General features: G+C 59.1%; 19 protein-coding genes and 3 pseudogenes. 16 read left to right on the forward strand and 6 right to left on the reverse strand.

All coding sequences use genetic code 11. The features are described from left to right. Positions 1-148: 148 nt before the first annotated feature. The 6 genes and pseudogenes from EDD52_RS19395 (at position 149) to EDD52_RS19420 (ending at position 5,928) form a co-directional block, all read left to right on the forward strand. Positions 149-1,117: an ABC transporter substrate-binding protein gene (locus tag EDD52_RS19395; RefSeq protein WP_132248079.1), complete on the forward strand. Its 969-nt coding sequence runs from the start codon at positions 149-151 to the stop codon at positions 1,115-1,117. Then, positions 1,117-2,820: pseudogene (locus EDD52_RS19400) on the forward strand (ABC transporter permease). The gene EDD52_RS19395 and the pseudogene EDD52_RS19400 overlap by 1 nt, the downstream one beginning before the upstream one ends. After that, the gene (locus EDD52_RS19405; RefSeq protein WP_132248081.1) at positions 2,808-3,857 is read left to right on the forward strand and encodes an ABC transporter ATP-binding protein; all 1,050 of its coding nucleotides are present in this window, start codon (positions 2,808-2,810) and stop codon (positions 3,855-3,857) included. Before EDD52_RS19400 ends, EDD52_RS19405 begins: the two are co-directional and overlap by 13 nt. Positions 3,858-3,908: 51 nt before the next feature. Then, complete coding sequence (locus EDD52_RS19410; RefSeq protein ID WP_132248083.1) at positions 3,909-4,925, forward strand: MBL fold metallo-hydrolase; 1,017 nt, start codon at positions 3,909-3,911, stop codon at positions 4,923-4,925. Beyond that, entirely contained in the window at positions 4,922-5,467 is a 546-nt protein-coding gene (locus EDD52_RS19415; RefSeq protein WP_132248085.1) for a histidine phosphatase family protein, read from the forward strand. The genes EDD52_RS19410 and EDD52_RS19415 overlap by 4 nt, the downstream gene beginning before the upstream one ends. Further along, a complete protein-coding gene (locus EDD52_RS19420; RefSeq protein WP_132248087.1) occupies positions 5,464-5,928 on the forward strand; it encodes a phosphatase domain-containing protein in 465 nt (154 codons plus the stop codon). Before EDD52_RS19415 ends, EDD52_RS19420 begins: the two co-directional genes overlap by 4 nt. A 300-nt stretch (positions 5,929-6,228) precedes the next feature. Here EDD52_RS19420 and EDD52_RS19425 read toward each other — a convergent pair. From EDD52_RS19425 to EDD52_RS24100, 5 genes and pseudogenes are all read right to left on the reverse strand, one after another. Continuing rightward, positions 6,229-6,567, reverse strand: a pseudogene (locus EDD52_RS19425) (RidA family protein). 29 nt (positions 6,568-6,596) lie between these two features. Next, positions 6,597-6,794, reverse strand: a complete 198-nt coding sequence (tnpB, locus tag EDD52_RS19430; protein WP_165907593.1) for an IS66 family insertion sequence element accessory protein TnpB — start codon at positions 6,792-6,794, stop codon at positions 6,597-6,599. 26 nt (positions 6,795-6,820) lie between these two features. Continuing rightward, complete coding sequence (locus EDD52_RS19435) at positions 6,821-7,000, reverse strand: hypothetical protein (RefSeq protein ID WP_207906065.1); 180 nt, start codon at positions 6,998-7,000, stop codon at positions 6,821-6,823. Positions 7,001-7,150: 150 nt separating this feature from the next. Next, positions 7,151-7,459, reverse strand: a complete 309-nt coding sequence (locus EDD52_RS19440; protein WP_132248093.1) for a hypothetical protein — start codon at positions 7,457-7,459, stop codon at positions 7,151-7,153. Positions 7,460-7,480: 21 nt separating this feature from the next. Further along, positions 7,481-7,671 (reverse strand): annotated as a pseudogene (locus EDD52_RS24100) (IS3 family transposase); the annotation flags it as partial. Positions 7,672-7,815: 144 nt separating this feature from the next. Here EDD52_RS24100 and EDD52_RS19445 point away from each other — a divergent pair. The 10 genes from EDD52_RS19445 to EDD52_RS19490 all read left to right on the forward strand — a co-directional run bounded on the left by EDD52_RS19445 (position 7,816) and on the right by EDD52_RS19490 (position 16,732). Next, on the forward strand, positions 7,816-8,649 hold the full coding sequence (locus EDD52_RS19445) for a putative hydro-lyase (RefSeq protein WP_132248095.1): 834 nt from the start codon (positions 7,816-7,818) through the stop codon (positions 8,647-8,649). A gap of 85 nt (positions 8,650-8,734) precedes the next feature. Then, entirely contained in the window at positions 8,735-9,772 is a 1,038-nt protein-coding gene (locus EDD52_RS19450; RefSeq protein WP_132248097.1) for a TRAP transporter substrate-binding protein, read from the forward strand. A 10-nt stretch (positions 9,773-9,782) separates the two neighbouring features. Then, entirely contained in the window at positions 9,783-10,316 is a 534-nt protein-coding gene (locus EDD52_RS19455; protein ID WP_132248099.1) for a TRAP transporter small permease subunit, read from the forward strand. Continuing rightward, positions 10,313-11,593, forward strand: coding sequence for a TRAP transporter large permease (locus tag EDD52_RS19460; RefSeq protein ID WP_132248101.1), 1,281 nt, complete (start codon positions 10,313-10,315; stop codon positions 11,591-11,593). The genes EDD52_RS19455 and EDD52_RS19460 overlap by 4 nt, the downstream gene beginning before the upstream one ends. 10 nt (positions 11,594-11,603) lie before the next feature. Then, complete coding sequence (locus tag EDD52_RS19465) at positions 11,604-12,257, forward strand: DUF2848 domain-containing protein (RefSeq protein ID WP_132248103.1); 654 nt, start codon at positions 11,604-11,606, stop codon at positions 12,255-12,257. 5 nt (positions 12,258-12,262) lie between these two features. Next, the gene (locus EDD52_RS19470; RefSeq protein ID WP_165907594.1) at positions 12,263-13,456 is read left to right on the forward strand and encodes a M24 family metallopeptidase; all 1,194 of its coding nucleotides are present in this window, start codon (positions 12,263-12,265) and stop codon (positions 13,454-13,456) included. 30 nt (positions 13,457-13,486) lie between these two features. Beyond that, positions 13,487-14,359 (forward strand): LysR family transcriptional regulator, encoded by an 873-nt coding sequence (locus EDD52_RS19475; protein WP_132248107.1) that lies wholly within the window; start codon positions 13,487-13,489, stop codon positions 14,357-14,359. Beyond that, on the forward strand, positions 14,356-15,654 hold the full coding sequence (locus EDD52_RS19480) for an amidase family protein (protein WP_132248109.1): 1,299 nt from the start codon (positions 14,356-14,358) through the stop codon (positions 15,652-15,654). The genes EDD52_RS19475 and EDD52_RS19480 overlap by 4 nt, the downstream gene beginning before the upstream one ends. Positions 15,655-15,674: 20 nt before the next feature. Beyond that, a complete protein-coding gene (locus EDD52_RS19485; protein ID WP_243652025.1) occupies positions 15,675-15,893 on the forward strand; it encodes a type 2 periplasmic-binding domain-containing protein in 219 nt (72 codons plus the stop codon). 521 nt (positions 15,894-16,414) lie between these two features. Then, entirely contained in the window at positions 16,415-16,732 is a 318-nt protein-coding gene (locus EDD52_RS19490) for a site-specific integrase (RefSeq protein ID WP_132248113.1), read from the forward strand. Here EDD52_RS19490 and EDD52_RS19495 read toward each other — a convergent pair. Beyond that, positions 16,729-19,026, reverse strand: coding sequence for a DUF3427 domain-containing protein (locus EDD52_RS19495; protein WP_243652027.1), 2,298 nt, complete (start codon positions 19,024-19,026; stop codon positions 16,729-16,731). The genes EDD52_RS19490 and EDD52_RS19495 overlap by 4 nt on opposite strands. Positions 19,027-19,089: the final 63 nt, after the last annotated feature.

Genomic DNA, 19,089 nt, shown 5'->3' on the forward strand with positions numbered 1-19,089 from the left:
GCAAACTTTTCTAAAGGTTAGGAAAACAATCTAAGTCTCGCAATATAAATAAAAGCTTCAGAAAACCGTTACAAAAACGTCAGACTTCTCAGGGATACGGCGACTCGTGAATTGCTTTCGTTCGAAAGCTATAACCCCTGGAGAGCCCATGAAGTCCTTCGTCACATCCACCGCTTTCACGCTCTTGGCCAGCACAGCCATGGCCGACACGATCACTCTGTATACCTCGCAGCCCAATGCCGATGCGCAGCGGACTGTTGACGCCTTCATGGCCGCCAACCCCGGGACCGAAGTGGACTGGGTTCGCGACGGCACAACCAAATTGATGGCACGCCTGCGCGCCGAGATTGAGGCTGGCAACCCTCAGCCCGACGTCCTGTTGATCGCCGACACCGTGACGCTGGAAGGCATGGCGCAAGAGGGACTTCTGACCGCCTATCAGTCGCCCGAAGCCAGCAACTATGATGCAGCGCTGCACTCGGCCGACGGCTACTACCACTCGACCAAATTGATCACCACCGGGATCGTCTACAATACGGGCGTTGAAACCGCACCGACGTCTTGGGAAGACCTCTCAGAGGCCCCCATCAAAGGGCAAATCGCCATGCCTTCGCCGCTTTATTCCGGTGCCGCGCTGATCCACCTTGCCACGCTGACCGGCGATGAGACACTGGGCTGGGATTACTACGAAACCCTCGCAGCGAATGAGGCCCGCGCACAGGGCGGCAACGGCGGCACCTTCAAAGCCGTGGCCTCGGGCGAGAAGCCCTACGGCATGGTCGTCGACTTCCTTGCGATCCGCAACAAGGCCGATGGGTCGCCCGTTGATTTCGTCTTTCCTGAAGAAGGGGTTTCCTATGTGACCGAGCCCGTGGCGATCATGTCTTCTGCCAAGAACGTCGAAGGCGCGCAGCAATTCGTCGACTTCTTGCTGAGTTCCGAAGGACAAGAGCTTGTTCTCGACATGGGTTATATCCCTGCCCGTGACGGCATGGGCGTCCCCGAAGGGTTTCCCGCCCGTGAAGAGATCAAGCTGATGGCGTTTGACCCAGCCCAAGCCCTTGTAAATGCCGAAGCCAACAAGGCCAAATTCGCAGTGCTTTTCGGCGTTGAATGATGAGCGTCAGTCATAAAATTGGAGGTAGCCGGACCGAGGCCCGGCTGCTCTCCACCATTCTGCTCGTCGCGATCTGTCTGACGCTCGCCCCGGTCCTGCGCCTGTTTGTCGAGGGCGTCACCTATCAGGGAAGCCCCAGCCTTGCCCTCATGCGCGACGTGCTGGCGCAACCTTCTACCCTGAGCGCACTCAAGCATTCTCTGGTCACGGCGGGTTTGGGCACTTTGGTAGCGCTGGCGTTAGGCGCGGCCTTTGCCTTTCTTGTGGCGTTGACGGACCTGCGCGCCAAGGCGGCTTTGGTCTTTTGCCTGATGATACCAATGATGATCCCACCGCAGATCACTGCGTTGTCTTGGACCCAAATCATGGGGCCTTCTTCCGTTTTGCTGAAGACTCTGGGCATAGCACCCCCGCTTGGCGCGCCGCAGCCGCTTTATTCGCCCGAGGGGATCATCTTCCTGCTGGGCATCCAACATATGTCGATCATTTTTCTGACCCTCCGCGCTGGCCTGCGTTCGATCCCCCAAGACGTAGTTGAGGCTGCCCGTATCAGCGGTGCCAAAGGCCTGCGTACCTAGTGGCAAGTCGTTTTGCCGCTGACTTTGCCAAGTCTGGCGGCGGGCACGGCGATTACCTTTGTAACCGCTCTTGGCAATTTTGGCATTCCGGCGATGCTGGGCATTCCCGCAGGCTACGCGACACTGCCAACTCTCGTCTATCAAAAGCTGGCCGGTATGGGAACGACCGTCTTGGCCGAAGTTTCGGTTCTGGCGATGCTGATCGGAGCGGTCGCGGTGGCGGGCATCGCGTTGCAACGCCTATGTCAGTCGCGCCAGAAGCTCCACCTTGTGGGCAGCACCTCCCGCCCATTGGCACTGCCTTTGGGCGCTGCCCGCCTGCCAGTTGAGGTTCTTCTATGGGCCGTTGTCTTTGCCATCCTTGTGTTGCCGATGTTCGGCCTTTTGGCGACCTCTTTGGTACCTGCTTACGGCGTGACACTGCGCTTTGATACGGTGACCCTTGCGTCTTGGTACGAGGTGCTGTTCCGTCAGCCGGTCACTTCGCGGGCCTTTGCCAACTCCTTTGGGTTGGCCGCGGGCGCAGCTGTCGCTTTGGTCACGGTTTGCCTGCCGTTGGCGTGGCTGATGGAGCGGCGCAAGACGCGGCTGGCGCGCCTCTTCGACGGCCTGCTTGATCTGCCCTACGCGCTGCCGGGTGTTGTCCTGTCGATTGCGATGATCTTGCTGCTCATCAAGTTGCCATTTACCGAGGCCACGCTATACGGCACGATCTGGATCATCTTTCTGGCCTATCTCGCACGTTTCTTCGCCGTAATGTTCCGCCCCGTTCAGGCGAGCCTGAAGCAATTTGATCCCGGCATGGACGAGGCCGCGCAATCGGTCGGAGCCTCACTCTTCCGGCGGCTGCGCGATGTTATCTTTCCGCTGTCGGCCCCAGCGGCGGCGGCGGGAGCAATCCTGGTCTTTCTCACCGCGTTTAACGAACTCACGGTTTCTGCGCTCTTGTGGTCCTCGGGCACCGAGACACTGGGCGTGGTGATTTTCAACCTCGACGACAGCGGCGAAACCGGCATGGCCAGCGCTTTGGCCATGACCATTGTGCTTGTGGTCATAGTCCTAATGGCGCTGATCCAACTGTTTTCGCGCCGCTTTCCCAAAGGAGTTGTCCCATGGCAGACATAGACCTGTCTTCGGTCGGCAAGACATACGCGGCCATGCCCGCGCTACAAGACATCACTACCCGGTTCGAGGACGGTGAATTTATCGCGCTATTGGGGCCGTCTGGCTGCGGCAAGACCACCCTCTTGCGCATCTTGGCGGGTTTCGAAGAGCCCAGCAGCGGCAGTATCCGCATCGGCACGCGCGAAATGTCCAATGCCCAGACCGGTGAAAACATACCCCCCGAAGACCGCAATATCGGGTTTGTGTTCCAATCTTACGCGCTTTGGCCGCATATGTCGGTACGGCGCAACGTCTCCTACCCCCTTGAAATCCGAAGGTTCTCCAAGGCCGAGATCGGGAAACAGACAGATGCGGCGCTTGCCTCAACGGGACTTGAGAAATACGCCGACCGTATGCCCTCTGACCTTTCAGGCGGGCAACGGCAGCGGGTGGCTTTGGCGCGCTGCCTCGTCTCTGATCCCTGCGCAGTGCTGCTGGACGAACCCTTGGCCAATCTTGACGTCGCGCTGCGAGCCACGATGCAGGGCGTCTTTACTGATTTCCACAAACGCACCGGCGCCACGATGATCTATGTCACCCATGATCAAGCCGAAGCAATGGCGATGGCGGATAGAATTGCAGTGATGGACCAAGGCCGTATCCAGCAATTCGACACGCCGCAAACCCTTTATGAACGGCCCAGGAACCGCTTCGTCGCCGAATTCGTCGGGCGCGGGACCGTGGTGCCAGTGCAAGAGATCAAGCAGGCCGGAGATGCCCAACAGGCACGGATATTGGGGACTGAGGTCGCGGTGCAATCGGCAAGGCAGGAGGCGCGGGTCAGCCATGTCTGCCTGCGCCCCGAAAACCTGACCATCACAGAGAGTGGCGATCTTCGCAGCAAGGTTGCGCGCGTCACCTATATGGGCGGGAAATACCTGCTGGAAACGGTGACTGACTGCGGCGCGCGCCTGTTTGCAGAAACGCGCGCCCGCTTCGAAGTCGGCGCACAACTGGGTCTGACGATCACGGCACCTTGGGCCTTCTCAGAGGATTAAATGCAAAGCATTCGACTACTTTCCGGCATCGGGGATAAAGGCCCCGCCTGCATGCAATTGACCGTGGACAATAGGATCTGGCTGCTTGATTGCGGCTTTGGACCCGAAGCCAACGCGCAGTTCGATCCCGCTTGGCTTGAGGGGGCTGAGGCGGTGTTCATCACCCATGATCACGTGGATCACATCGGCGGCGCGTCCCATGCTGTTGAGGCGGGACTGCCCATCTATGCCACGGCGCAAACGGCCAAAGCTTTGCCTCCTGCGGCCAATGTGCGTCCGCTGCCCGAACAGGGTCAAACGTCGATCGACGGCGTCACCCTGACCACAGGGCGCAATGGTCATGCGATGGGCGGTGTCTGGTTTCACTTCGATCTGGGAGAAGGACTTTTCTACTCCGGCGATTGGTCAGAGGAGTCGGATTGGTTCACTTTCGATGTGCCACCGCCTGCCGCGACAGCGATTTTGGATTGCTCCTATCACCTTGATGACGTGCCGCAATCGGATCGGTTCGAGGCGCTGAATGCATTGTTAGACCGGGTGGAGGGTCAGGTGCTGTTGCCCGTCCCTCCCTCCGGCCGCGCGGGCGAAATGGCGCTGCATCTGGTCCTTCGCTACGGATGTGAGAGTGTGATGCTTGACCCTGAATGCCGGGACACGCTGCGCGCTGCGCTAAACAGCGGCGCCGTCAGCGCCGATGCCCAGAAAATCGCCCCGCTTTTAGACCGTGGCCCGATGGAGGAGGCGCGCTTTCTGATCTGTGATACGCCAAATGCGGACGGCGGTGCCGCTTGGGGTTATGTGCGGGCGTGGCACGGGAGCGGCCGTTTGGGACGCGACGCGCATGTTGTATTCACCGGCCATATGACAGCCCATGCACGTGGAATTTGCAACGTTCCGGGCGGGTATTTCCAACGCTGGAACGTACATCCACCGCTGCGGGATCAGGTGAAAATGCTAAATCACCTCGGCGCCAAGCGCTTTGCCCCTGCATTCTGCATACAGCCCGAAGATTACCTGATTGAAGGACTCGACGCTGAGGTGTTCTTTCACGACCGGGTGCGCCTATGACGCCGACACCTTCGCCATCGCGCAGCTTTTGCCTGATCCGCCACGGCGAGACGACAGCAAACGCAGACGAGATCATTGCTGGGGTAACGGATGTTCCGCTCACCCGGATGGGCCGTGATCAAGCACGCGCCCTGTTGAACAGAAGATGGCCAGAGCCGATTTCGATCTACGCCAGCCCCATGTTTCGGGCTCAGCACAGCGCCCAACTCGCCTTTCCGGGCAAAGAAATTTGTTTACACGAGGGATTGCGCGAGCGCGACTGGGGTGTGTTCGAAGGGCAACCCTTGAGCAAACAGCCTGTCAGAGAAGACACGCCAGACCGGGGCGAAAGCTGGCCTGATATGCTGCTGCGCGTGCAGACCACGATAATCGAAATCTGCGCTGCGTCAAAGGCCGTGCTGCCGGTGCTGGTATGCCACTCCGGCGTTATTCGCGCTGCGCGTGTGCTGTGGACGACAGGCGACGTCGGTCGACGTCCCCCCAACGCAATACCGCTATTGTTTGAAAAAGCAGGCAATGAAATACTGGAGAAGACCTTATGACCCAAGCAGCAGCGACCCCATGCGTGGTTTTTGATGTCGATGGCACACTTGCAGAGTTCGACGCGGAGCGGCTCGGCCATCTGGTACATGGCGTCGAAAAGCACTGGGAAGACTTTCACCTTGCGATGTCAAATGCCGCATTGATTGCTCCTATTGCAAAACTGATGCGCCGGTTGAAAGAAAGCGGCGAGACCATTCTTATTTGCTCCGGACGGCCGAAGGGTTGGGCCGAGCATACGATTGCATGGCTGCGCAAACACGACCTGCCCTTTGACGGCATATATCTACGCGCCGAAGGTCAGGATGACGCCAGTGATCCGGAAGTAAAGCGCCGCGCGTTGAAAGAAATGCATGCGGATGGCTTCAGGCCTTGGCTGGTTATCGACGACCGCACTTCGGTAGTCGAAGCTTGGCGCGGCGAAGGGCTCGTGTGCCTGCAATGTGCTCCGGGTGATTTCTGATAGAGGGGTGGTGAATGTCATCCCTTTGCCTGCCGTCTTCAAGAAGACCGAGTGGGTTCTTGCCGAGTAGAGTGCGCTGTCGCAAATTGGATTGAATGCCGACTCTCAAAGGCGGTGGTGATGGCGTGGAGGCCCACTCTCCCGGTTCTCGTAGCTGTCCTCGCCACGGCGCAGGAATTGGTCCGTGACTTGCGCGGGGTGTTCCGGCGCGGCCCATTTCGACCATTCTGACGACAGGTGGCCAACAAAAGCCGGAACGAAGGGCGCAGTATCAATAAAAGGATACTGGCCCTCCAGTCATCACCTTCGCGCGGCCGTCAAAATGACTTCGACTTTGTAGTCCGGGGTGGCAAGCCGGGCCTCTCCACACGGGCGTGTCGGTGCTTTAACTTTTGGCACCCATGCGTCCCAGACTGCGTAAATCTCGTCATAATCGGCCATATCCGCCAGCCAAATGGTCGCCTGAAGCATGTGTGGCAGATCCGATCCTGCTTCTGCCAACAGCTTGTCAATCGAGGCAAGACAATCGCACGTCTATTGCGCGACGCTGTCGCCCGGATGTCCGACCTGTCCGGCGAGATCGATTGTGAATAGGCGTGCAATGTTGAGAGCAGGCTGCTGAAATCCTCCCCTACCCAAACGCTCAAATCTACCCGAAGGGTTTGCCGTCAGACAGTCGCCATGCGTTCGAGACCGATGGCGAACACAAGCCCGCTGCCGTTCCAGAAGAGGGTCTTCATCCGATCAGCGCGCTTCGCCCGAAAGACAAAGACCCTGCCGGTGAAGGGATACTCGGCCAGCAACGACTGGACCAGCGTTGCGAGACCGTCATGACCTTTCCATAAGCCCACGGGCTTCGTGGCCACCAGGATTCTGACGCCCTGCGAGGGCATCAGAATGGATGCACCTCCAACGCCTGAACGATCTCGGCGTTCCGGGTGGCCGGAGCATCATGCGCGTGTTCGATCACAACAGTGCTTCGAACGATTCTGATCGGCGCCACCTGCATCGGCACCTTCGGATCAGCGGCATCCTGGGTGTCATTGCGGCCGACACCTGAGAGGTTTCGCATCGCCATCTCCACCGTAGACATGTCCCTACTCGTGCTCTGCTGCGCTTGTGTCCGTCCCCTCCCTGAATTTGGGCGTCTGGGATGGTTGGGATGTCCACGCGCATCTGAGAAGAGCTCTCTCGACAAACCTCGTATAAGGCTCAGCATCCGTTATGCCGAACGGAGGGGCACAAGCAGACATGGCTCACGGCAGACTTCCAGCGATGCGGCACGCCATACATTCAAAGTCCAGTTTACATAGTCGTTCAAGGCCCATTCCAGAACTTCGATGGGCTTATGAGATACCGCGCAGCGACCGATAATTTCATCGCTCTTTTTGAGCGACCCCGATCGGGTGGTGAATTTCAGTTTTTTTACATGAAAGGTATCGGCGCTGTGGCTGGCGTGGTTGGCGAAGTCGGCCAAGAGATGACCTTCAGAGCCAGTGATCGCTCGCCGCCGTGATTCGTGGATGGCCAAAGCGGCCTTCTGCCGATCACGGTCGACGCAAGCACGGCGTCGGACGGAGCTCAGCAGTTTCCCGACGCAGCCTCATGCAAGATAAGCCTCTCTCGCGTGACGTATGACCCGGTCATGCGGAGCCGTTCGTTCTCCTTCTCCAACTCCTTCGACCGCTTCACCTGGTTCGTCTTCAACCCACCGTTCTCCCGGAACCACTGGTAATAGGTCAGGGAGCACCACCTTTCGTAGCAAGGCAACCATTCCCGCCAAAAATGAATCTTGGTATAATTAAATCCGATCATTTTTGATGCAAAATTACAAATATGCGTTATGTGTGTATCTGTGCCATCCTTGAATTCACTAAGGGGGCAACAATGATTCCAGCATCTGTTCAATCGCACATCGCTTACAAGGAACTGACTGAACTGTCTTCCAAAGACGTCCGTCTGGCATTGCGCACGAACGCGTATACAGCCCACACAGCGGGGCTTTCCCCCGGGAAACTGCAATGTAACCTGGTCATTCTGCCTGGCGCTGATGGGGTAGATTTCGGCGAGTTTTGCGAAGCCAATCCTATCTTCTGTCCATTGATCGGAACCTCCAGGATAGGCGCAACCGATATGCCAGAGCTTGGTCAAGACATTGATCTTCGTAGTGATCTGCCGCTTTATTTCGTGTACCGGCGCGGCCAGGTCGTTGAGCGGGTCAAAGATATCATGGCGATATGGCGCGATGACTTGATGGCCTTTGCCATTGGCTGCTCTTTTACTTTTGAACATGCCCTGATGCGCGCGGGGATCGAAATGCGACACGTCACCGATGGAGTAACCGTCCCAATGTTTCGCACCAACATTCAGACGAAATCCGTTGGTCGGTTTGGCGGGTCAGCAGTCGTTAGCATGCGGCCGATCCCCAAACACCGCGTTGAAGAAGTCAAGCGTATCTGTGCTGCATTTCCCTATGCGCATGGTGCGCCGATCCACGTCGGCAGTGCAGAGGAGATCGGCATTGAGGATATAAGCCAGCCCGATTGGGGCGAAGGCGTGACGATTGGCGACGGCGAAGTGCCCGCATTCTGGGGCTGCGGTGTCACCACGCAAGAGGCGCTTGTCTCTGCAGCGCCTGAGATTGCGATTACGCATGCTCCTGGGGCCATGCTGATCACCGATCTTGATGAGGCCGACCCGTTCCAGAACGGCGTTGCTTAGCCCGACTACACCTATTGACCGATGGTCCCGCGACCCGCCTGCCCGAATAACAATAAGTGAAATCAAACCAACCAGGAGAAAACATATGAAACCCACCATTAGCATTCTGGCGATCACCGTTGCCCTTGCCGGTCCGGCCGCCGCAGAAGAGCAGCTGTCCGTCGTCGGCAGTTGGAGCGGCCTTCCGCTTCACAAACAATACGAAAAGCCATTCTGGGACGAAAAAATGCCTGCAGCCAGCGGTGGCCAGATCACGGCCGCGCTTACGACCCATGATCAGATGGGGATCAGCGGTGGCGATGTGTTCCGCATGTTGGGCCAAGGCGTTTTCGACGTGGGCATGACTGTGGCCGATTATGCCGTTGCGGATTCCGCCGCGCTGGAAGGGTTTGACGTTCCATTGATCGCCTCTGATGCAGCGGACGCCAAAGCGATGGTCGCCGCGTCGCGCCCCCTGATGGATGAAATTTTCGCAGATGTTTTCAACGCCAAAGTTCTGGGCGTCGCCCCCTACCCGCCACAGGTGGTGTTCTGCAATGCCGAGATCGGCTCTCTCGAAGATCTGAAGGGCAAAAAGGTCCGCGCCTCCGGCCGCATGACCGGCAAGTTGCTCGAGGCGCTGGGTGCAGAGGCTGTCAGTGTCAGCTTTGGCGAAGTCCCGGGCGCCCTGCAAAAAGGTGTCGTGGATTGTGCCGTGACTGGCGCGGGTTCGGGCTACAGCGCTGGTTGGTGGGAGGTGTCGACTCACTTGCTGCCAATCCCGCTTGGCGGCTGGGATCCGGTTGTGACGGCGATGAATCTCGATAAGTGGAACAGCCTGTCCGCAGATGATCAGACGGTGATCCAAAAAGCCGTGACCGAAGAGCTTGAAGGTCCTGCATGGGAAACGGCGCAGACAGCACTGGCCACCGACGTGGCCTGCCTGACCGGCGCAGGCGAATGCCCGACCGAAGCGCGCGACATGGTTCTGGTTCAGGCATCCGAAGAAGATCAGGCAACCGCACGCAGCATTCTCGTCTCCGAAGTTCTGCCTGACTGGGCCGAGCGCGCAGGCGGCGACTGGGGCCAGCGCTGGAATGACACTGTGGGCGCGGCCACCGGTGTTCAGATTGAACTGAAGTAAGGCCAGACTGATGATCCAGCTCGTCTCATTGCTTAGAAGGCTCAACGAAATACTGGCGATCGGCGCTGGCCTGCTTTTGCTGATCAGCGTCTGCGTCACCCTTTACGACGTGATCGCCAGACCGTTCGGGTTTTCGCTTGGCGGGACCGACGAATTGTCGGGCTACGCCATGGCAATCGTGACGAGCTGGGGCATCAGCTACGGTCTGACCTGTCTCGCCCATGTTCGCATAGACCTAATCCGGGCGCGCGGCAGCAATTTGGTCAAGGCATGGTTCGACGCGGTATCGATCCTCTCACTTGCCACGGTAGCCGTCACGGTCGCCTATCGCGCCTGGCCGGTACTGGCGAAGTCCATTTCCAACAATTCGACGGCGAACACCACGCTGGAAACGCCGCTCTGGATACCACAGTCGCTGTGGATGGCGGGTTGGCTCTGGTTTGCCGTCTCGGCGGTGGTGCTGACACTTTCTGTTTTCTTGTTCCTACTGCGCGGAGATTACGCCGCCGTCGAGGAATTCGCCGGATCGCGAGGTGAAGCATGATCCTGTTCACATCTGCTGGTCTCCTGGGTCTCTTGGCGCTGTCCATCCCGGTCGGGATCGTCCTGTTCCTTCTCAGCTTCGGCATCGACGCCTTCTTCAGCCCTTTCCCGTTGATGCGCGGACTTGGTCAGGTGGTGTGGTCGTCTTCGAACAGCTCCACGCTGATTGCCGTGCCGTTCTTTGTGCTGCTTGGCGAACTTCTGGTGCGTAGCGGTGTTGCGCAACGGACCTATTCGGCGCTTGAATCCTGGGTGTCATGGCTGCCTGGCGGTTTGATCCATGCCAATATTGCGACGGCCACGCTGTTTTCGGCCACCTCTGGATCGTCGGTGGCCACAGCAGCAACCGTGGCGTCGGTTGCGACGCCTCAGGCCGAGCGGCTGGGCTATGACCCCAAGCTATTTTCCGGCGCAATCGCTGCGGGAGGCACGCTGGGCATCATGATCCCGCCGTCGATCAACCTGATCGTCTACGGGTTTCTGACCGAAACCTCGATCCCGCAACTGTTTCTCGCCGGTCTCATTCCCGGCTTCTCGCTGGCGCTGCTCTTCATGCTGGTGACCGTCATCTTCTGCGTGATCCGTCCGTCGCTGGGCGGGCCCGGCATCAAAGCCAGTTGGCGCAAGCGCATCGTGGGCCTCGCCGATCTGATCCCATTGCTTGGCCTTTTCGGCGTGATCGTCGGGTCGATCTATGCCGGCTGGGCCACCCCGACCGAAGCGGCCGCCATTGGTGTTGCGATGGCTTTTGCCATCGCGGCGACTCAGCGATCCATCAGCCGTGAAATGTTGGTTCTGAGTCTCAAGGGCACCATCCGCACCACCTCGATGATAATGCTGGTTGTGGTTGGCGCCTACGTGCTGAACTTCGTTCTGACCGCCGCCGGCGTTAGCCGCGCTTTGCAAAGCTTCTTGCAGGACCTCGGGCTCGGGCCCCTTGCGACACTTCTCATCATCGTACTGATCTACATCGTACTGGGTTTCTTCATCGAGACCTTGTCGCTGATGGTGGCGACCATTCCGATCATTGTCCCAATCGTCGTCGAGCTTGGGTATGACAAACTATGGTTTGGCATCCTGATGATCATCCTCGTTGAAATGGCGCTGATCACGCCTCCTGTCGGACTGAACCTCTATGTAGTTCAGGGCGTTCGAAAAAAAGGTCCGCTTTCCGATGTTGTGCTTGGCGTTATACCCTATGCGCTGGCCATGCTGTTTATGGTAGCGCTGCTGATTGCCTTCCCGGCAATTGCAACTTTCCTTCCTGAAAACTTCTAAGGTTAAACTCATGCAGCTAACTTTCGCAGGGCAAACTCTGGCTCTGACCGTTGAAAATCTAATTGTCGCCGGCTGGACCGGACGCGACATGGCCGGGGTTCAGCATCACATTGACGAACTGGCGGAACTTGGCATCGCCCCGCCGTCGCAGGTACCGCTATACTACCGGGTATCGAACTCGCTGCCGACCCAAGACGCCCAGATCGAGGTTCTCGGCGAGGGCACCTCGGGCGAGGTAGAGCCGTTGCTGCTCCAGCACGATGGCAAGCTGTGGCTTGGCGTCGCATCGGATCACACGGACCGCGATCTCGAAGTGTATTCCGTCGCGGCATCCAAGCAGGCTTGCCCCAAACCGATTGGCGCCGAGGTCTGGGATTTTGACGAGGTCAAGGATGACCTGGACAGTCTGGAACTGCGTTGCCTCATCCGCGAAAAAGATGACTGGGTGATCTATCAGGAAGGTACGCTTGCCGCCATTCGGCCGCTGGCGGATTTGATGGGCGGCACCAAATTTGGCGAAAACACCGCTATGCTGTGCGGCACGCTTGGGGCCATCGGCGGTGTCCGCCCTGCGGCCGCGTACCGGATGGAGCTGGTCGATCCGGCCCGCGATCGCAAGATCACTTTGGAGTACAGCGTGCGCACGCTGCCAATCGTGGCCTGATCAAATTGACACCCGATCCTCATATTTCCCATCGGTTTGCTCTGCGCCGTGATGCGTTGTGGCAGATCGCATCGGACCAGGGTGTCGAGGCCGTTCTGGCGTTCGGGTTTGGGGATGCGCTTGGCGCAGGGACTCAATCACACGGGGCACTGCGGTATCTGTCCGACTGCAACAGTCACGAAGCGCAAAGCCTTTTGATCCTGACAGGCGAGACCACCCATTTAATATTCGGCAGCCCCTTCGTGCACCCTTGCGCAAATTCTCTCGGGCCGAAGGTGTCTTTCGAACAAGTACCGCAGTCGCACTGGGGGCAGGCGATTGCCGAAAGGATCGGTGGGGCGCGACAACTTGGCTGTCTGGGTTTCAGCGAACTCCCGCATTCGGTTTCGGCAACGATCGCACAGGAACTGCCAGAGGCCACTTGGATTGCGTTGGATGATGATCTCGCCCGAATGCGCATGATCAAGGACGCGGACGAACAAGCAGCCCTGCTGAAAGGCGCCGAGCTCTGTGATGCGCTTTTCGCCACCCTGCCCCCGCTTTTGCGCAGGAATGAACCGGTCTGGAAAACCCAGCTGCGGCTCGAGACGCAGGCGCGCATGGAAGACGCCGCCTATTGCCGAACATGGCTGACCGTGTTGCCGGCGGCGGATCGCCCCCGCTATTGGCCCGAGGAAAACTGCAATCATCCCACTGACGGGGATCAGGTTCTTTTCGGGGTGGCTTTGACTGTGGATGGCTATTGGGCGCACGGTATTCGGATGGGGTCGATGGGCCCTGCGCGTGACGACCACCAACGCATGTGGGCCATCGTCGACAGCGCCCTGGCCGAGGCCGAAGCCGCTTTGCGGCCCCTGACCATGCTGAGCGGTATCGACGCAATCATAACGGACCATGTCGAAACCGCTGCCACGGCGGCGGGCTGGACCGACATTGCCCGCTTTCGGGGCGGCCATGGGTTGGGGCTTTCCTATGAAGAACCCCTGATGTCCGGCCAGTTCGTCCAGCACTGGGGGCCGTCGGGTTTTCGCGGCCCGCCCCCGGTGCCGATCCCCGCGCAATCCGGGATGGTCCTTGAACTGCACCCCAACCTCTTCGTTCCCGGTCTGGGGGGAGCGGCCTTGGGAGAAATGTACCTAATTGGCGACACCGGTGCAGTACCGATGCTGCGTTTCCCGCGCCAGATATTCGAAGCATAAGGCGTGTGAGAAAGCATCAGGGACAGAGCCATGACACTTGATCAATTGATTACATTTCTTTGGGTGTCCCGTCTTGGGGGGGTGCGCCGTGCGGCACAGGAAATGAACATCTCGCAACCGGCTGTGTCGGGCCGCATCGCGGCACTGGAACAATCCCTTGGCACGCAGCTGTTTGATCGGGCACAGCGCGGTGTTACCCTGACCAAGAAAGGCGTGTTGCTCTGCGATTATGCGGAAAAAATCCTGAATTTGGTCGAAGGCATCAAGGCCGACATCATCCCGGCCGAGGCCGAGGACAGCCTGCTGCGCGTGGGCGTGGCCGAAACTATCGTGCAGCTCTGGCTGTCCGAATTCCTGTCTGCCTTGTACGAAACTTATCCCAAGATCCGCGTTGAAATCGTTGTTGATGTGACGTTGAACCTGCGCCAGCAGCTTTTGGAGCGCACCATCGATATTGCCCTTCTGATGGGGCCAATTTCGGAATACACGGTCGACAACCTCCCATTACCGAACATCCCGCTGGCCTGGTTCAAACCCGCAGGGCGCCCGGACCCGGACCTCAGCGCAACGCCCGTGATCACGTACCATCGAAATTCCCGCCCTTATCGCGAAATCCGCCAGCAGATGATCAATCGCTACGGCCCTGGCACCCAGCTCTTTCCTACGAGTTCAGTCAATGCCGGGTTGGAAATGGTCGCGACTGGCATCGGTGTCGGCTTGTTTGCAAGCCGGATTGCCAAGCAGTTTGTCGACCAGGGCCGTATCGAACCCTTCGATCCCGGTTGGAACCTCGACGATCTTGAATTCACCGCGTCCTTTCTGGGCGATCCCCGAAACGAACTTTGTGCGCGCGCGGCCGAAATTGCAGCCGCCAGTGCCGAACGCTACTTGAGTATGACATGACAGAAGACTTTTCCTGGTCCCGTGACACCGCCGCGAAAAGGCTGGCAGACACCCGCCAACGCGTCGCAGAGGACACCGCTGAGACGCGCCACGTTTTCACACAGCTTTTCTGCGATGACCTCCTGCCCGAAGCCTTGCCTGACACGCCGCTAAGCGGTGCGTTGGTGTCAATAAAGGACCTGCTGGATGTCGAAGGCTATACCACGCGCGCGGGCACTGTCTTCATGGCAAACAATCCCGCCGCCGAGCGAGATGCCGAGGTGGTCTCCCGGCTACGCGCTCAAGGCTGTGTCTTCGTAGGGCACACGAACATGACCGAACTGGCCTACTCCGGGCTTGGCCTGAACCCGCATTATGGCACGCCGGAAAACGCGCGCTTTCCGGGCTGTATTCCGGGTGGGTCGACCTCGGGCGGGGCTGTCAGCGTGGCGCTGGGGTTCGCCGACTTTACCATCGGCACTGATACCGGCGGCTCGCTGCGCATTCCCGCCGCGTTCAACGGGATCACCGGGTTCAAGCCCAGCCAGTCCACCGCGTCGCATCGCGGATGTTACCCCCTGTCGCGCAGCCTTGACAGCATCGGCCCGATGGCGCGCGATGTGGCAACGTGCAGAACGGTCTGGCAGGCCATCTCAGAGCCGGGCGTCGTTGCATCGAGACAGGTCAGGCCAGAGTTCGTGATCCCGGAAAATTTCGGGACGGATGACATGGATCCGGTCGTGGCCTCAGCCTTCGATACCGCCATCGCCAAGCTGCAGGAACAGGGGTACTCCATCTCGACAGAGCGCCTATCAGCCTTGGACCGGATGAAAGATCTCGCCGTGTGGCAGTTTTCGGCTGTCGAAAGCCGGGCGGTTTACAATGAAGCCTTCACTTTGCGCAAAGATGAGTTTGATCCGCGTGTGGCGTCCCGCATGGCGCGCGCCGATGAGGCCACCGCCATATCCTATCGCCAGCTGCTGGATGCACGCGCCGCATTGATCCCCGCGTTCGAAGCTGAGTTGGACAATCGCATCCTGTTGATGCCGACCGTGCCGATACTGCCGCCGAAGATGTCAGTGATGGAGGATGATGAGGCGTACAGCCGCTTGAACCTCTTGGTCCTGCGGAACCCGACCGTCGCGAATGTCATGAACGGGTGCAGCCTGTCGCTGCCTTTTTCTGACGATGGCAACCTGATCGGCGTGATGCTCACCGCCGCGAACCAGAGCGATCTTTCCTTGCTGGACTTTGCCGCACGCATTGAAACCGCACTGGCCGAATTGGCCTTGCCCCGCAGATCACCCAGCGCGTAGGCCATACAAGGGCTGTTGCAGTGCCGGTTGCTGCAGGGCTCGGCGTAAGAATCGTCCCGCGCGGGGTGGAAATGGAGCCGATAGAAGGTTTGGTTATACGTCCTCTTGAAGAGCTTCCCAAAGCGGTCGCGCTTGTTGCCGCTTGGCGCGCGGATAGTATCAATCCCTTCGTCGATCTGTTCGAGCAATGCCTCAAGGAACAGCGTCTGCCCATTGGCGATCAAAGTTCCGCACCATGAGCCGCTGGCCCAGCAATCTCACGCGATGCATCCACTGACCGGCAGGGTCACGTGCAGCATGATCCCGGGAGATTTTGTCTCGACGCGACTTCAGCGGCGACCCAACGACGTTTCCGCGTCATCGACGCATCGACCAACAGGTCAGTGCAGGCTTCCAAGATATCTCGAGAATGCAGTGCTCAGGCTCCGTGGAAGCGCAAAGTGCGCGAATGGCACGCTTTCAAAAGCCGGTTCGCAATAATATTCGAAGACCGCTTCCCATTGACGTAAAAGTATACGCCGGGAGCGCAAAATTCTGCACGGTCTCGAACTCGAAGCGACCGTTGGTACTTGCCGCAGCAAGGCCTGTACGGCATTGTCTGCGTCAGCAGTCCACCCATATCTCACCCCTTTGTACAAGTATGATCGCGGATATGACAGCCCGCACTCTCGGTCGTGCATCTCACACCCGCCGCCTGCGCGCGTGCAAGCGGTTTGCGGCCTGGCTCGGTCGTTCACCGTAGACGGCGACGCCGGACGATGTGCGGGATTTCCTGCAGCATCTCGTCGAAGCGGGCACCAGCATCTGCACCCGCAACCAGGCCTCGAAATGGGTAAAGTTCGTCTTCCGCGTGACGCTCAGGCGGCACGATCTGGTGGCGCAAGTTTTCAGCCTCAATGAGCCCGTCAAGGTACCGCTGTTGCTGAGCCGCAACGAGTTCAAGCGCATTCTCCTCATGGCACCGAGCCTCAAGGCGCGGGTGATGCTGTCGCTGGTCTATGGCCGCCGGATGCACGCTGGCGAGGTTGACCGGCGTCGGGTTCCCGCCCTGCAGACAGACTATTCTCGCGGTTTTTAATCCGCCCCAAAGTATTGCTGCAATGCGGCTGGAACCGGTTTTGCCAAATCCCATTGCACAGTGATCGGCGCTTCGCCTTCCCACCCGGCGAAGCGCACCGGGCCGGCGTAGCGGAAGGGGGCGGCGCGGCCGTCGCGCAGCTTTGACTTCCGCACGAACAGATGGACCGTCCAACCCGGCTCATCACCAGAGATTATCTTGCCACGGCTGCTGGCGCGGCGCGTGCTGGTTTGGGTTTGCCAGACGAAGCGGGTCGGACTTGCGAATTCGTCGGCGTAGTGGTCGCCGACCGACATACTGCTTTTGTCCGTGGTCACAAGTAATATCATAGCCTTGGCGTCCTTGATCACGACGATGCCGGAATTCCAGGACCCGGTACTGAAGACCGCGCCAATAAGGGGAGGGATCTGTTCACGCGTGTATTCATCCCACATCTGTGGCCCGAAAGATGGCGGCGTCGACCGACTTCCCGGTGCTTCTGCGGCTTCTGCAAGTGATCTTGGATCCGGCTGATCATAGGTCACACTGCGGGTCTGGAAGTGGCGTAGCAGGCGCCAGTCGACCAATTCTGACGCGAGGATTGACAGCTGCGCATCATGATCGTCGGCAAAGGTCGTTTCGAAGGTGCCTGGGCCAAGCCGGAACCATTCGGTTTCGCCAAGCAATTTCAGGGGTAATTTGGTTAACAAGGCACGGACAGCTGTTGCATCATCCGGATCCACGCTGAGATCCGCTTTGATCGCCGGGTTGCGGCGGCCAAGCCGTGCAACGCGTTCTGCGATATCCTCCACAGCGATGCGCCCAGGAAAGGCGCCGGCCTCAATCATGCCGCGCAAGGCCAGCATTTTGTAGCTGCGGGTCATGTGCGTGGTCTCGATCACGTCCAGAAGGCCTTTGTGCGCCACCCAAGCGCCAAAGGCTTCACCTGTGAGGTCGCCCATGTCATTGACGAAACCGAGCCATCCTTCGTGGCCGGTGCGGCCTGGGTTGAAGCCAGCATGTTGAACCTCGGACGCCGTTGGGCGGACCCCGTGCCGATCTCGGAAATCGCGGTAGAAGGCTGTCAGTTCCTCACCGTCGCGAGGCTGTCGGATCAGCGACTTCAGGATGTCGAGCGCTTCGAGGTCATAGGTGACTTCGCAACCCGCTGGGAAGCTGATTTCTTGGCACACGAATTTTTCAAGCGCGATCCGCAGTGCGCCTTCGCCCTCCCCAATACGGAGCAGGGTCCGCGCTTTTGTCAGAAAGATACGATGGTTTCCGATATAGTCTATCACCGCCAAATGCGTTTTTTCGGCTGATCGGCGCAGGCCCCGACCGAGTTGCTGGAGCCAGATTACCGGGCTTTCGGTTGGCCGCAGCATTAGAACAGTGTCGATGGAGGGAACGTCGACGCCCTCGTTGAACATGTCCACGGCGTACACGATATCAAGATCGCCGCCTTCGAGGGCCGTCAATGCGCTGGCGCGCGGTGCGGAGGTTTCGCCGGAGTGGACTGCCACGGCGCGTAGCCCGCGGGTGCGCGAAAACTCGGCCATGAAGTCCGCATGGCGCCGTGAGACGCAGAAACCGATGGCTTTTCTGCCGCCTCGGCGGGCAAGCTGGTCGAGAGCGTTTTCAGCGCGCGCGTGCGTGGCGACTGCTTCGGTCAGGGCTGTTTCATCAAACTTGCCACTGCGCCACGGGATCTGTGCGTATTCCACCGGGTCGGGCACGCCGAAATACTTGAATGGGGAGAGCAATTCGCGGTCGATGCCGGACCAGAGGTCACATTCGTAGACGAGGTTTTCCTCGCACAGGCCCAACAAGTCGCCGCCATCGTTGCGGTCGGGCGTTGCCGTCAGGCCCAGCAGGAACTGCGGCGTGAAATGGTCGATGATCCGGCGATAAGTCTCGGCTGCGGCGTGGTGGAATTCGTCGACCACGATAAAATCGAAGGCGTCCGGATTAAAACGGTTCAAGTGTTGGCGGCGGGAGAGTGTCTGGATCGAAGCAAAGAGCACATCCGCGTCGAAATCCTTTCCGGCGCCGCTGAACCTCCCAAGCCGCGCTTTCGGGCGGATGGCCCGAAAGGCTTCCATGGCTTGCGTTAGGATTTCTTCGCGATGGGCTACGAATAGGATCCGCTTGGCTGGCTGGCTGTCGAAGGCGGCAAGGAAAGTCTTGCCAAGCCCGGTGGCCAGAACAACCAGCCCGGCTCGATAACCTTTGGCCCGCGTGGCAGCGAGAGCATGCAGCGCTTCACTCTGGATGGCGTGGGGCTTGGGGGCGTCTTCTGGCGCTTCGTCTGGCAAGCCTGACTGCGTTGGCGGGGGCACAACCCGGCGGGCCTCATAGCCGTCGATCCAGTCGGGGAA

This window comes from Primorskyibacter sedentarius (assembly GCF_004342065.1).
GTDB classification, from domain to species: Bacteria; Pseudomonadota; Alphaproteobacteria; order Rhodobacterales; family Rhodobacteraceae; genus Primorskyibacter; species Primorskyibacter sedentarius.

Bases quoted from the DNA above. Each gene is read 5' to 3' on its own strand.
- EDD52_RS19410 (WP_132248083.1), top strand. From the start codon at position 3,909: ATGCAATTGACCGTGGACAATAGGATCTGGCTGCTTGATTGCGGCTTT.
- EDD52_RS19405 (WP_132248081.1), top strand. From the start codon at position 2,808: ATGGCAGACATAGACCTGTCTTCGGTCGGCAAGACATACGCGGCCATG.
- EDD52_RS19465 (WP_132248103.1), top strand. From the start codon at position 11,604: ATGCAGCTAACTTTCGCAGGGCAAACTCTGGCTCTGACCGTTGAAAAT.
- EDD52_RS19435 (WP_207906065.1), bottom strand. From the start codon at position 7,000: ATGCGAAACCTCTCAGGTGTCGGCCGCAATGACACCCAGGATGCCGCT.
- EDD52_RS19455 (WP_132248099.1), top strand. From the start codon at position 9,783: ATGATCCAGCTCGTCTCATTGCTTAGAAGGCTCAACGAAATACTGGCG.
- EDD52_RS19475 (WP_132248107.1), top strand. From the start codon at position 13,487: ATGACACTTGATCAATTGATTACATTTCTTTGGGTGTCCCGTCTTGGG.
- EDD52_RS19395 (WP_132248079.1), top strand. From the start codon at position 149: ATGAAGTCCTTCGTCACATCCACCGCTTTCACGCTCTTGGCCAGCACA.
- EDD52_RS19420 (WP_132248087.1), top strand. From the start codon at position 5,464: ATGACCCAAGCAGCAGCGACCCCATGCGTGGTTTTTGATGTCGATGGC.
- EDD52_RS19460 (WP_132248101.1), top strand. From the start codon at position 10,313: ATGATCCTGTTCACATCTGCTGGTCTCCTGGGTCTCTTGGCGCTGTCC.
- EDD52_RS19445 (WP_132248095.1), top strand. From the start codon at position 7,816: ATGATTCCAGCATCTGTTCAATCGCACATCGCTTACAAGGAACTGACT.
- EDD52_RS19415 (WP_132248085.1), top strand. From the start codon at position 4,922: ATGACGCCGACACCTTCGCCATCGCGCAGCTTTTGCCTGATCCGCCAC.
- EDD52_RS19480 (WP_132248109.1), top strand. From the start codon at position 14,356: ATGACAGAAGACTTTTCCTGGTCCCGTGACACCGCCGCGAAAAGGCTG.
- EDD52_RS19450 (WP_132248097.1), top strand. From the start codon at position 8,735: ATGAAACCCACCATTAGCATTCTGGCGATCACCGTTGCCCTTGCCGGT.